This is a genomic window from Streptomyces sp. NPDC015032 (assembly GCF_043080425.1).
Lineage (GTDB): Bacteria > Actinomycetota > Actinomycetes > Streptomycetales > Streptomycetaceae > Streptomyces.
In genome coordinates this window covers 244,119-255,899 of record NZ_JBIBVN010000007.1, presented here as the reverse complement: position 1 = coordinate 255,899, position 11,781 = coordinate 244,119, and the positions used below count along the sequence as shown (strand labels likewise).

Sequence of the window (11,781 nt, the reverse complement as noted above, 5' to 3'; positions counted from 1 at the left end):
ACATCGAAGTGGCAGACCGAGACTGTCTACGCCGTCACCGATCTCGCGGCCCACCAGGCATCTCCAGCTGAGATCGCTGCCTGGGTACGCGGGCACTGGATCACCGAGAACACCGTCCACTGGACGAAAGACGTGACCTTCGCCGAAGATGCCAGTCAGATCCGCCGACACCGCGCCCCGCCGTCATGAGCGCCCTGCGCGACCTCGCCCGCGCCACCCTCCACCGCTCCGGATAGGCCAACATCGCCAGCGGCCGACGAGCCCACACCCACCCCTCAGCCACCCTCGCCCTCCACGGGATTCCATGATCAAACCGGGCGAACGCGACTCTCCCCGGGGCCCTGCCGATATCTCAGCTGCACGATCCGAATGGTGTTGGCGCGGGGGGTGTGCGGGGCGACGCACATCCAGTCAGCGGGAGTTGCCCATGGGTAGACGCCGGATGTCGGGAGTCTCTCCACCGGCGTACCCATGGCGGTGGAGGTCCGACGCGCCCCCTCGTGGGGCGTTCCGGGCTCCGCCGCGCGGCTCCCCTCTTTGTCACGATCCGGTCTCGGGTATCCGGGAGAGTCTTGTTTTCGGCCGTGGAATCGATTCCAATCTTCCGTGTAATCGATTCCACGGCGGTGAGCCGCTGGTTTCGAGGCCACGAGGCCACGGGAACCGCAAGGAGGTGGTCCGGAAGATGGCGAGCATCAAGGATGTAGCGGCCGAGGCGAGAGTGTCCGTCGCCACGGTCTCCCGCGTTCTCAACTGCCATCCCTCCGTCAGCCCCGACGCGCGCACACGCGTCCTCGCCGCCGTAGAGGCCCTCGGCTACCGGCCCAACGCCGTCGCCCGTTCGCTGCGCACCGATCGGACACGCACCCTCGGCCTGGTCATCAGTGACGTACTCAACCCGTACTTCACCGAACTGGCGCGCTTCGTCGAGGAGGAGGCCCGCGCGCTCGGCTACAGCGTCATCATCGGAAACGCCGACGAACGCCCCGACCTGCAGGAACATCACATCCGTACGCTCCTCGACCGTCGCATCGACGGGCTCCTCGTCTCCCCGGCCAACGGCAGTTCGCCGTTCCTGCCCGGTGCGGCGGCGGGCGGCACGCCGATGGTGTTCGTCGACCGCTGGATCCAGGGCGTGGACGTGCCCGTGGTGCGTGCCGACGGCCGCGCCGCCGTCCGGGACCTCGTCGCCCACCTGCACCGCCTCGGCCATTGCAGGCTGGCAATCATCGCGGGCCCGGCCGCCACCACCACGGGCGACGAACGAGTCGAAGCCTTCCGTGAGGCGATGCGCGAGCACGGACTCGCGCTGCCCGACAGCTATATCGGCCAGGGCGATTTCCGGGCGGACAGCGGACGCCGCGTCACCGAGCGCTTCCTGACGCTTCCCGAACCGCCCGAGGTCGTGTTCGCCACCGACAACCTGATGGCACTCGGCGCGCTGGACGCGATCCGGGCGCGCGGGCTGCGCGTCCCGCAGGACATCGGGCTGGCGGCCTTCGACGACATCCCGTGGTTCCTGCACACCGATCCGCCGATCACGGCGATCGCCCAGCCGGCCGGCGAACTCGGCCGCGCTGCCGTGCACGCCCTGGTCGACATCATCGAGGGGCGCTCCCCGCAGTCCGTCACCCTTCCCGCCCGCCTTGTCGTACGCAGTTCGTGCGGCGAACCCGCGTCGAACCGGAGGAGCAACCTGTGAGCCCCCAGGACGAGTTGCTGTGCATCGAAGGCGTACACAAGGCCAAGGTGCGCGAACTGGGCGTCGCCCGGCGGGAGATGGTGGGGTTCGCCGTTCGACGACCCCTTCTTCGTGCAGGCGGAGGCGTGTGCCCGGGCGGAGGCGGAGGCGGCCGGAGTCGCGGCCGAAGGAACTGGGCGAACGCCGTGCAGAACGCGGTGCGAGCCGCTGAGAGAAAGAAGGTCGATAGCATGCTGAAGGTGCGAGTTCAAGGTAGGAACCGAGAAGAATGTTGCCGACTTCTCCCGAACAGCGCCTGAGCAGCGTCCGACCTCGGAAAGCAGGAACAATGCACGTCAACGACCACCACCAGTACGACCTGCTGGTTGTGGGCTCGGCCAACGCCGACCTGGTCATCGGTGTCGAACGCCGGCCAGCACCCGGTGAGACCGTGCTCGGTTCCGATCTTGTTGTCCACCCGGGCGGCAAGGGAGGGAACCAGGCGGTGGCCGCCGCCCGCCTCGGGGCCGTCACTGCGCTGCTGGCACGGGTCGGCGACGACGCCCATGGCCGCCTGCTGCTCGAATCGCAGCGTGCCGCCGGAGTGGACACCGAAGGCGTCCTCGTGGGCGGGGCGCCGACCGGAGTCGCGCTGATCACCGTGGACCCCTCCGGCGACAACAGCATCGTGGTGTCGCCGGGCGCCAATGCCCGGCTGACCCCGGAGGACATCCGGGCGGCCGGACCCCTCTTCGAGGCGGCGCGGGTCGTCTCCGTCCAGCTGGAGATTCCGCTGGAGACGGTTGCCGAGGTGGCCGGTGCCATGTCCCCCGATACCCGGCTGGTTCTGAACCCGTCCCCGCCCGCACCCCTGCCCGATCACGTGCTGGCCGCCTGCGACCCCTTGGTCGTCAACGAGCACGAGGCGCGCTACATGCTGGGGGAAGCCGCCGGTGCCACGCCTCAGGAGTGGGCGCGAGCACTGCTGAAGCTCGGCCCGCGGTCGGTCGTGATCACGCTGGGTGCGGCGGGCGCGCTCGTCGCCGACGGCCGCACGGGTGACGTCGTACCCGTACCGAGCCCCAAGGTCGAGGCTGTGGACACGACGGGGGCGGGCGATGCATTCACCGCCGCCCTGGCCTGGCGGCTCGGCCTGGGAGAGCAACTGGCCGAGGCCGCCGCGTTCGCCGTCAGGGTCGGTGCGGTGGCCGTCACCCGGCAGGGCGCGCAGGAGTCCTTCCCGAGCGCGGAGGAAGTCTCCGTGCTGTGAAGGGGGCGGGAATGCTCAGCTGTCATCCCGCCGGGGCGCCGACGGGATGACACACGCTGCGGCGTGCCGGGTGCGTGGAGGCGGGGACCGGGGCGCCCGGCCGGCAATCGGTCAGCCCCGGACGCCGACCACGGTCATGACGCGGGGTTTCCGGCAGGTTCCCGGGCCCACGCCGTGTCGGCGCCGGGCGCGGCGCCGGCCGGACCGCTGCAGTCCGTCGTGCTGGAGCCGCGGACGAGGAGTTCCGGACCGAGTCGCACCGTGCGGCTCGGGCCTGCCTTCTCTCCGGCCAGCCGCCGGTCCAGCAACCGGGCGGCCTCCGCGGCCAGTTCGGCAACGGGTTGGCGGACGGTGGTCACGCCAGGGTCGGTGAGGCTCGCCATGGGGATGTCGTCGAAGCCGGTGACGGCGATCTCGCCCGGGACGTCCACTCCCAGCTGCCGCAGTCGTTGCAGTGCACCGATGGCGATGAGGTCGTTGGCGCAGACGATGGCGTCCGGGCGGTGTGCGCGCACCCGGTCCACCGCGGCCCGCCCCCACTCGACGGAGAATTCACCGAGTTCGACACGTCCGGGAGCCTGCGGGTCCAGTGCGCCGGCGCCGGACTCGTACGCGGCGCGGCGTTCGACCGCCGCCGAGGCGGTGCCCGCAGCACCGATGAAGCACGGACGGCGACGCCCCGCGGCCGCGAGGTGGTCCAGCACGAGCTGTATGCCGGCGGCGTTGTCGACGACCACGGAGTCGGCGACGCCGGGGCCGCAGCCCCGGTCCAGCAGTACCAGCGGCACCCGGGCCGCTGCGGCGGTCACCGCGGCCACGCTGCGTTTCTCGTCGACCGGGACGACCAGCAGGGCGTCGACCTGCCGGGCCAGCAGGGCGTCGATCCGGGCCGCTTCGGTCATCGGGTCGTCGTCGCAGTCGGCGAGGATCACGGCACGGTCGTGGGTGTGCAGTGCGCGCGTCAGCTCCCGTACCAGAGTGGGGTAGAACGGGTTGGTGATCTGCGGCAGGACGAGGCCGATGGTGCCTGTCGAGCGGCTGCGCAACGCGCGGGCCACGTGGTTGGGCCGGTAGCCGAGACTGTCGACGGCCGCACGTACCCGCCGGGCGGTTTCCGCGCCGACCGGGCGGCTGCCGGCGAGCACCCGGGACACCGTGGCGACGGAACAGCCCGAACGTTGAGCCACGTCTCGCAGTGTTACTTCCGCCACTTCGGATCGCCTGCCCTGTTCTTCTGGTCCGGCCGCGTGAAGCGGGCGGATGCCGGTGGGGAGTTGGCAAACGTTATCACCGGCCTTTCCCCGTGCCTAGACGGCGATCTGCTGTCCCAAACGGGTCACAACGTGAGATATGACTTCACCCATTGACATCGTGGGCGTCGGTGCGCAAAGTTCTCGGAGAACGATTTCCCAGATCGTTTTCCCAACGTTTTCCCACCGCGTGATCAAGGAAGAGTGCGCGGTACGTGTCTGTTCCGCTGCCCGCCCATGGGTTGGCGCCGCATGCCGGCGTGGACCGCGACGGCGGTCGGGGGACCGTACCGGCGCACTCTGTGCAGCAGCCCTGTTGCGGCGCTGGCCGAGATCCATCGCAAACTGTTCAACTGAGCGAAGGGGCTCTTTTGATGGCCAGAAAGATCATCCTGGACTGCGATCCCGGGCACGATGACGCGATTGCCATGCTCCTCGCGTACGGGAACCCGGACGTGGATCTGGTCGCCGTGACCACCGTGGTCGGCAACCAGACGCTGGAGAAGGTGACGCGCAACGCGTTGTCCGTGGCGCGTATCGCCGGTATCACCGGGATTCCCTTCGCCGCAGGAAGTCCGCGGCCGCTGGTGCGGACCATCGAGACAGCGCCGGACATCCACGGCGAGTCGGGACTCGACGGCCCGGTGCTGCCCGAACCGACCCTGGAGCTGGACCGCCGCCACGCCGTGGACCTCATCATCGACACGGTGATGTCCCATGAGCCGGGCGAGATCACCATCGTCCCCACGGCCGGCCTGACCAACATCGCGCTCGCCGTCCGCAAGGAGCCGCGCATCGCCTCCCGCGTCCGCGAGGTCGTGCTGATGGGCGGCGGATACCACGAGGGCAACTGGAGCGCGGTCGCCGAGTTCAACATCATCATCGACCCGGAGGCCGCGCACATCGTCTTCAACGAGAGCTGGCCGGTCACCATGGTGGGTCTCGACCTGACCCACCAGGCGCTCGCGACCCCGCAGGTGCGGAAGAAGATCGCCGCGGTCGGCACCAAGCCGGCCGCGTTCGTGGGCGAGCTGCTCGACTTCTTCGGCGCCACCTACCTCGAGGCGCAGGGCTTCGAGCACCCTCCGGTGCACGACCCGTGCGCCGTCGCCTACGTCATCGACCCGACCGTCATGACGGTGCGCAAGGCCCCGGTGGACATCGAGCTCACCGGCGGGCTGACCCTCGGCATGACCGTGACCGACTTCCGGGCGCCCGCCCCGCCCGACTGCCACACCCAGGTCGCCGTCAAGCTCGACCACGAGCGCTTCTGGGACCTCGTCGTGGACGCCCTGACGCGGATCGGTGACGGCGCCGAATGAACGTCTCCACCAGTACCAAAGCCGTCCCGGACGGGCCGACGCCGGTCACCGACCGGCGTCCGGTCCGGGTGGGCGTGCTGCTCGCCGCCCTTCTCATGGCGTGCTTCGCCTTCCAGCTGAACGCCAGCATGCTCAGCCCGGCCCTGAAGAGTATCGAGGACAGCCTCGGCGCTACTTCGGCCGAGATCGGGCTCACCCAGACAGCGTTCTTCACCTCCGCGGCCCTGTTCTCGCTGTTCCTGCCGAGGCTGGGCGACATCATCGGCCGCCGCCGGGTGCTGGTCGCGATGATGGTGCTCATGGCGGTCGGCTGCGTGGTCTCCGCGCTGGCACAGAACGTGCCGATGCTGTTCGTCGGCCGCATCATCCAGGGCGCCTCCGGGCCTACGGTGCCGCTGTGCCTGATCATGCTGCGGGTCGAGGTCAGCGAGCCGAAGAAGTACGGCACCCTGCTGGGCGTGATCACCGCTGTCAACGGTGGTATTGCCGGGGTCGACTCCCTCGCCGGCGGGTTCCTCGCCGACAAGCACGGCTTCGCCTCGGTGTTCTGGGTGATGGCCGTGGTGGCGGCGATCGCCGCGGTCCTGGTCGCCACCGTGACGCCGGAGTCCAAGGCGGACACCGCGTCCCGGATGGACTGGCCCGGCGTCACACTGCTGGTCGTCTCCGTCGGAGCACTGCTGATCGCGCTGAACGAGGCCGGAAAGCTCGGCGCTGCGAACTGGCCGCTCGTCGCCGCCCTTGTCGTCGTGGCCGCGATCGCCTTCGCCCTGTTCTGGCGGACCGAGGGCAGGAGCGGGCACCCGCTGGTCGCCACCCGGCACCTGCGACAGCGCGCGACCTGGGCGACACTGCTGACCACCGTGCTCACCATGACCGGCGTGTTCGCCGTCATGAACGGGCTGATCCCGGCGTTCGCCCAGGACGCACACGCCGGGCTCGGCATGTCCGCCGAACAGTCCGCATGGTGGACGCTCACGCCGTACGCGTTGGCCGGGCTTGCCATGGGCCCCATCGCCGGCCGGCTCGCCGCCGGCTTCGGTTACCGCCGTATCCTGCGTCTGGGCCTGATCGGCGCTGCCGCCTCCGTCGTCCTGATGATCCTCACCCTGGGCGACCAGTCGCGTGCCCTGCTGCTCGTGGCCTCGCTACTGGTCGGCATCACCTACGCGGGCGTGGGCAACATCGTGCTCAACGGCCTCGGCATCGTGTTGTCCCCGCGCGAGAACCCCGGGTTCCTGCCCGGGCTGAACGCCGGTGCGTTCAACCTCGGGGCCGGGCTCAGTTTCGCGGCGCTCTACGCGGTCCAGACGGCCTTCCAGCCCGCCGACCCGGCATCAACCGGCGGCTATGTCGCCGGCATGATCGCCGGCGTGGTCCTGCTGGGCCTCGCCACCGTGGCGTCCTTCCTGATCCCCAAGCCGGCGGCGGCGGAAGACGGAGCCTGACGGCTGCGGCTGCCCCGGCATGACACTGCCGACGCCGGGGTAGCGGGACCAGCTCGGCCGGTGGACCGGTGGACCGGTGAAGTTCCCGGGGCTGTTCACAGCACCCTGAGCGGCGGCGGATCTTCCCGCTCAGGCCGCAAGGCAGGAATCCTCGATCGTCGTTGCGCATCGCGGACGACGGGTCTGCGCGGTGGTCTGCGCGGTCTTCTGCGCGATCACCGCGCAGACCGCACGGCTGATGGGCCGCATCCCCCTTCGGGAGCGGTCCATCAGCCGTGATATGCGCTGATGCAGACGGTGTGGATCCCGGCGAACCGCCGACAGTGCCGACGGACCCCTCGCCCAACCCATCCCCCTGGTGCCCCGGGCGCGCCCGCGGGCCCGTGCGCACCACGATGTCGGCCCCTCAGGACAGATCCGTCCGCTTCCACCGCCCGCCGCAACCTCGCCGCCTACCGGCAGCTGCGCACGGCGGTACAGGCAGCCGACTGCCGGCGGGCCGAGCGAGGTCAGGGATCCTGGCGCTCCCGCGCAAGATCGTTCACCCGTCCACGGACCACGAACCAGCCACCCACCAGCGCCGCCGCGATCAGCGGCAGGCACAGCACGGTCGTACGGCCCACTCCACCGCCCCACCACATCAGGAACACGACACTGGCGAGGAACGCCAGCGTGACGATCTGTGTGTACGGGGCCCAGGGCAGCCGGTACGAGGGGCGGGCGACCCTGCCGTCCTGCGAGCGGCGCCAGAACAGCAGCGAGCAGAGCATGATCATGCCCCAGGTGCCGAGGATGCCGATCGACGCGAAGTTGAGGACGATCTCGAACGCCTGGCCCGGCATGACGTAATTGAGTACGACGCCGAGTACACCGAAACCTGCGGTCAGCAGGATGCCGCCGTAGGGCACCTGGCCCTTGTTCATTCGGCCGGTGAACCTGGGCGCGGAGCCCGCCAGCGCCATGGAGCGCAGGATGCGCCCGGTGGAGTACAGACCGGAGTTCAGGCTGGAGAGCGCGGCGGTCAGCACGACCAGGTTCATCACACCGGCCGCGCCCGGAACACCGAGCTTGTCCATGACAGTGACGAAGGGGCTCTGGTCCGCCGAGTACGAGGTGTACGGCAGCAGGAGGGCCAGCAGCACCACCGAGCCGACGTAGAAGAGGCCGACGCGCCACATGATCGAGTTGATCGCCCTGGGCATGATCTTCTCGGGGTTCTCCGTCTCGCCCGCGGCGACGCCGCACAGCTCGACGGAGGCGTACGCGAACACGACGCCCTGGATCATCATCAGCATCGGGAGCATGCCGGTGGGGAAGATGCCGCCGTTGTCGGTGATGGTGGAGATGCCCGGGGTGTGGCCGTCCACCGGGTGCTGGGTGACCACCAGGAAGATGCCGATGAGCATGAAGGCCACCAGGGCGGAGACCTTGATGATCGCGAACCAGAACTCCATCTCACCGAAGTACTTCACAGAGATGAGGTTGGCGGTGAGGACGACGGCGAGGGCGATCAGCGCGAGGATCCACTGAGGGATGTCGCTGAACATCGCCCAGAAATGGGCGTAGGTGGCGGCCGCGGTGATGTCGGCGACGGCGGTGGTCGACCAGTTCAGGAAGTACAGCCAGCCCGCCGCGAAGGCGCCCTTCTCGCCCATGAACTCGCGGGCGTACGAGACGAAGGCGCCGGAGGACGGCCGGTACAGGACCAGCTCGCCGAGCGCGCGGACCACGAAGAAGGCGAAGACACCGCAGACCGCGTAGGCAACGGCGAGCGAGGGACCCGCACCGGCCAGTCGCCCGCCCGCGCCCAGGAACAGGCCGGTGCCGATGGCGCCGCCGATGGCGATCATGTTGATGTGACGGGACTTGAGGTCCTTGCTGTAACCGGCATCGCCGGCGTCCCGGTGGGGGGAGCCCGTCGCCGGTGGGGCGGCGGCGAGCGTATCGGCCGCAGTGGTGCGGTCACTCATGGAGGAGGTTCGCCTTTGTGAGGGGAAGGGGGCGGTCCCGGCCGTGACCGGCCATGGAGTCGTCACCGTGGCACGGCTCAAGTGCACATCATCCGGGAATTTTTTCATTCTGGCAGTGCCCCACATCACTCAGGAACACATCTGAGGTACACCAGAGGTTACGGGTCGGTAGGCAAAGGAGGCTTCCCGATGCAAAGGTGCAGCGGAGACACCGGCGGCTACGGAGCCGGCGCGCGCGTCCTGCCAGGTGGCCGACGGCCGGGCCGCCCGGCTCCGGCATGTGCATATCGCGGCGCACCACGATCACCAGCGCGCTGACGCACGCGTCCGTGCCGTAGTGCTTCAGGGCACGTACGTACCGGCGAAGGCGGGCGGGCCGGCGAAGCGCGGGCGTCGGGCCGGCGCGGTGATCACCGCGGCCTCCGGCGCGACGACCACGGGGCAGCCGATGGGCCGCATCCCCTCCGGGCCGCCCCTCATGTGTATGCGCCGGCGCACGCCGCGAGGATCCCAGTGAACCGTCGACAGTACTCCCGTACTCGGTGACCCGATGGCGGACCCGGCCGGTGCAGGGCCATCCCCTCCCCGGTTGCGCCCGACGGAGACCTGTTTGCATGAGAGAACGCATCATCACTAACTTCCGACCGGCGTTGCTTTGGGGCGAGCATGACGTAACGTTGCGCTTTTGGCGGTGTTCGGAAGAGCACTGCAAGGGATCGTTGTGCCCGCATCAACCATGGGGGCACCGAGGGGTATTGGGATGAAGCTCTGCTTCCTCGTCGAAGAGCTGTACCGGCATGACGGCATGCCGCTTGACGTGGCCCGACGACTGTCGTCGTGGGGACACCAGGTGGACGTGGTGCGCCCCGGCGGCTCGCTGCTGCGGATTTCGGAAGAGGTACGGGCGGGGACCCATGACGCCTGGGTGCTCAAGACCGTGTCCGGCGGCCCCGGGCTCACCCTTCTGGAGGCCGCGGCGGCCGTGGGTCTGACCACGGTGAACGATGCGCGGTCGATCCGCGCGGTGCGGGACAAGGTCCTCACATCGGTCATCGCGCGGCAGCACGGGCTACCGGTTCCGGTGACCTATTCGGCACCCAGGGCCACGCTGTTCGCAGATGTTCCCGACGAGCTCTTCCCCTTGGTGGTCAAACCCGCCGACGGCAGCTCGGGGCGCGGGGTGCGGCTCGTGCCGGACCCCGGGCGGCTGGCGGAGGCGGAGCAGGCGGGGGAGGGCCAACTCATCGCACAGCCCTACGTGGCCAACTCGGGTTCCGACCTGAAGGTCTACTGTCTCGCGGGCGAGTTCCACGCGACCTTGCGCCGCTCCCCGCTCCACCCGGACGGGCCGGTCGACGAGGGAGCCGTCCCCCTGCCCGCCGAGGTGGCCGCAGCGGCGGCGAAGGTGGGAGCGGTCTTCGGCCTCGATCTGTACGGCATCGACGTGGTGCTCGGCCCGGACGGCCCCGTGATCGTCGACATCAATGATTTCCCGAGCTTCCGTCAAGTACCCGATGCCGTGTCCCGGTTGGCCGGAGCCGTCCTCGACCTGGCCAGGGAGGGCGGCGCTGCCAGGACGGGCATGCTCGCCCCTGCTCCGCGCATTCCTGCGCAGCCGCAAATCCCCCACGGACTGCCTCATCCGCACCCCGTCCCCGGCTCCGAAGCGGACATGCTGGCAGCCGTGCCGGGAGCCGCGCAGATATGAGGGTGTGTCTGCTGACCGACAAGCAGGACCATCCGCTGCTCGCCGCGGTCTCTTCCGCGCTGATCGCGGCGGAGCACTGCGTGACGTTCCTGAACCCGGACACCGGAACCGGATCCCCCTCGGAACTGGTGACCCCGGACGATCTCGCCGATGTCTACCTCCTCAAGGCCCATACCCCCCGGGCACTGGCGCTGGCACGCTTCCTCGAAGCACACGGCGCCCGGGTGGTGAACTCCGCCGCCGCGACGGAGCTGTGCCAGGACAGGAGCCGGATCGCCGCCGTGGCGGAAGGCGCCGACCTGCCGATGCCCCGGACACGGACCCTGGACGCGCTGTCCGAAGCCCTCCACGGAGCGGAACAGCCGGAGAGCGGCTATCCGCTCATGGTCAAGAGCCGCCACAGCCGGCGCCAGGACCTGGTGGCCCGTGTGGACGGTCCGGCCGAGCTCCGGGACCTTGCCGCCACGTGGTCCGACGAGCCCGTCGTCCTACAGGAGTTCGTCGCGAACAGCGGCTGGGACCACAAGCTGTGGGTGATCGCGGGGGAGGTGTTCACGGGGGTGCGCCCCGCACCCGTGGGGGCCCCGCCGGGCGGTGCCCAGTCCGCGCCACTGGTCCGTGACCTGCCGCGGGCCTGGACCCGACTCGCCCTCCACACGGGAGAGGTCTTCGGCCTGGATGTCTACGGTGTCGACCTGCTGGACCGAGAGGGGGCGCCCGTCGTCGTCGACATCAACGCCTTCCCGGGCATCCGCGGCCCGAAGGGCGCCCCTGCGGCGCTGGCGGCCCTGGCACTGCGACGCCCCCGGCCCGGCCCTCTCGCAGCATGCCGCGCACCTGCTCGGGTGCCATGTACTGGATAGTGCCGATGGGGGTGCCGGTCGCGGTCGGCTTGGTGACATCGGTTCGCAGGATCGCCGCGATCCCGAAGTCGAGGACCTTCACCGTTCCGTCGCGGGCGACCAGGATCCAGCCGCGGCAGGAAAGGCCACTCGGTTCCGGCCTCGATGCGCCGCAGATCCAGAGGTGGCGCCCTGCCGGCCCGGAGGGTCTGCCCGCAGTGGTCGGTGCCGTGGCTCGCTCTCGGTGCTGAGCGGCTTGGTGGGGACGGGCGCGAAAACATGAGGAGTCG

The 11,781-nt window shown here is 69.8% G+C and carries 9 protein-coding genes and 1 pseudogene; 7 read left to right on the top strand and 3 right to left on the bottom strand.

The window, feature by feature from the left end; all coding sequences use genetic code 11:
- From ACF08M_RS14240 to ACF08M_RS14230, 3 genes and pseudogenes are all read left to right on the top strand, one after another.
- Positions 1 to 189, top strand: a pseudogene (locus ACF08M_RS14240) (ISAs1 family transposase); the annotation flags it as partial.
- A gap of 496 nt (positions 190 to 685) precedes the next feature.
- Positions 686 to 1,702: a LacI family DNA-binding transcriptional regulator gene (locus ACF08M_RS14235; RefSeq protein WP_392185521.1), complete on the top strand. Its 1,017-nt coding sequence runs from the start codon at positions 686 to 688 to the stop codon at positions 1,700 to 1,702.
- A gap of 328 nt (positions 1,703 to 2,030) precedes the next feature.
- Positions 2,031 to 2,951 carry a ribokinase gene (locus tag ACF08M_RS14230; RefSeq protein WP_392185520.1) on the top strand — a complete coding sequence of 307 codons (921 nt, stop codon included), beginning with the start codon at positions 2,031 to 2,033 and terminating at the stop codon, positions 2,949 to 2,951.
- Positions 2,952 to 3,085: 134 nt separating this feature from the next.
- Here the strand turns inward: ACF08M_RS14230 and ACF08M_RS14225 are convergent, their stop codons facing one another.
- Positions 3,086 to 4,138: a LacI family DNA-binding transcriptional regulator gene (locus ACF08M_RS14225; RefSeq protein WP_392185519.1), complete on the bottom strand. Its 1,053-nt coding sequence runs from the start codon at positions 4,136 to 4,138 to the stop codon at positions 3,086 to 3,088.
- A 437-nt stretch (positions 4,139 to 4,575) separates the two neighbouring features.
- On the opposite strand from ACF08M_RS14225, the gene ACF08M_RS14220 reads away from it, so the two are divergent.
- Both ACF08M_RS14220 and ACF08M_RS14215 read left to right on the top strand, forming a co-directional pair.
- Positions 4,576 to 5,523 (top strand): nucleoside hydrolase, encoded by a 948-nt coding sequence (locus ACF08M_RS14220; protein ID WP_392185518.1) that lies wholly within the window; start codon positions 4,576 to 4,578, stop codon positions 5,521 to 5,523.
- On the top strand, positions 5,520 to 6,971 hold the full coding sequence (locus ACF08M_RS14215) for an MFS transporter (RefSeq protein ID WP_392185517.1): 1,452 nt from the start codon (positions 5,520 to 5,522) through the stop codon (positions 6,969 to 6,971). Before ACF08M_RS14220 ends, ACF08M_RS14215 begins: the two co-directional genes overlap by 4 nt.
- Before the next feature lie 509 nt (positions 6,972 to 7,480).
- Here ACF08M_RS14215 and ACF08M_RS14210 read toward each other — a convergent pair.
- Positions 7,481 to 8,941 (bottom strand): amino acid permease, encoded by a 1,461-nt coding sequence (locus ACF08M_RS14210; RefSeq protein ID WP_392185516.1) that lies wholly within the window; start codon positions 8,939 to 8,941, stop codon positions 7,481 to 7,483.
- A gap of 342 nt (positions 8,942 to 9,283) precedes the next feature.
- The gene (locus ACF08M_RS14205) at positions 9,284 to 9,439 is read right to left on the bottom strand and encodes a hypothetical protein (protein ID WP_392185515.1); all 156 of its coding nucleotides are present in this window, start codon (positions 9,437 to 9,439) and stop codon (positions 9,284 to 9,286) included.
- Positions 9,440 to 9,701: 262 nt separating this feature from the next.
- On the opposite strand from ACF08M_RS14205, the gene ACF08M_RS14200 reads away from it, so the two are divergent.
- Both ACF08M_RS14200 and ACF08M_RS14195 read left to right on the top strand, forming a co-directional pair.
- Positions 9,702 to 10,649, top strand: coding sequence for a RimK family alpha-L-glutamate ligase (locus ACF08M_RS14200; protein ID WP_392185514.1), 948 nt, complete (start codon positions 9,702 to 9,704; stop codon positions 10,647 to 10,649).
- Complete coding sequence (locus ACF08M_RS14195) at positions 10,646 to 11,512, top strand: RimK family alpha-L-glutamate ligase (RefSeq protein WP_392185513.1); 867 nt, start codon at positions 10,646 to 10,648, stop codon at positions 11,510 to 11,512. Before ACF08M_RS14200 ends, ACF08M_RS14195 begins: the two co-directional genes overlap by 4 nt.
- Positions 11,513 to 11,781: the final 269 nt, after the last annotated feature.

What these genes read in the sequence shown, in the direction of transcription:
- ACF08M_RS14235 (WP_392185521.1), top strand. Translation starts at nt 686, where the DNA reads ATGGCGAGCATCAAGGATGTAGCGGCCGAGGCGAGAGTGTCCGTCGCC.
- ACF08M_RS14230 (WP_392185520.1), top strand. Translation starts at nt 2,031, where the DNA reads ATGCACGTCAACGACCACCACCAGTACGACCTGCTGGTTGTGGGCTCG.
- ACF08M_RS14220 (WP_392185518.1), top strand. Translation starts at nt 4,576, where the DNA reads ATGGCCAGAAAGATCATCCTGGACTGCGATCCCGGGCACGATGACGCG.
- ACF08M_RS14215 (WP_392185517.1), top strand. Translation starts at nt 5,520, where the DNA reads ATGAACGTCTCCACCAGTACCAAAGCCGTCCCGGACGGGCCGACGCCG.
- ACF08M_RS14210 (WP_392185516.1), bottom strand. Translation starts at nt 8,941, where the DNA reads ATGAGTGACCGCACCACTGCGGCCGATACGCTCGCCGCCGCCCCACCG.
- ACF08M_RS14200 (WP_392185514.1), top strand. Translation starts at nt 9,702, where the DNA reads ATGAAGCTCTGCTTCCTCGTCGAAGAGCTGTACCGGCATGACGGCATG.
- ACF08M_RS14195 (WP_392185513.1), top strand. Translation starts at nt 10,646, where the DNA reads ATGAGGGTGTGTCTGCTGACCGACAAGCAGGACCATCCGCTGCTCGCC.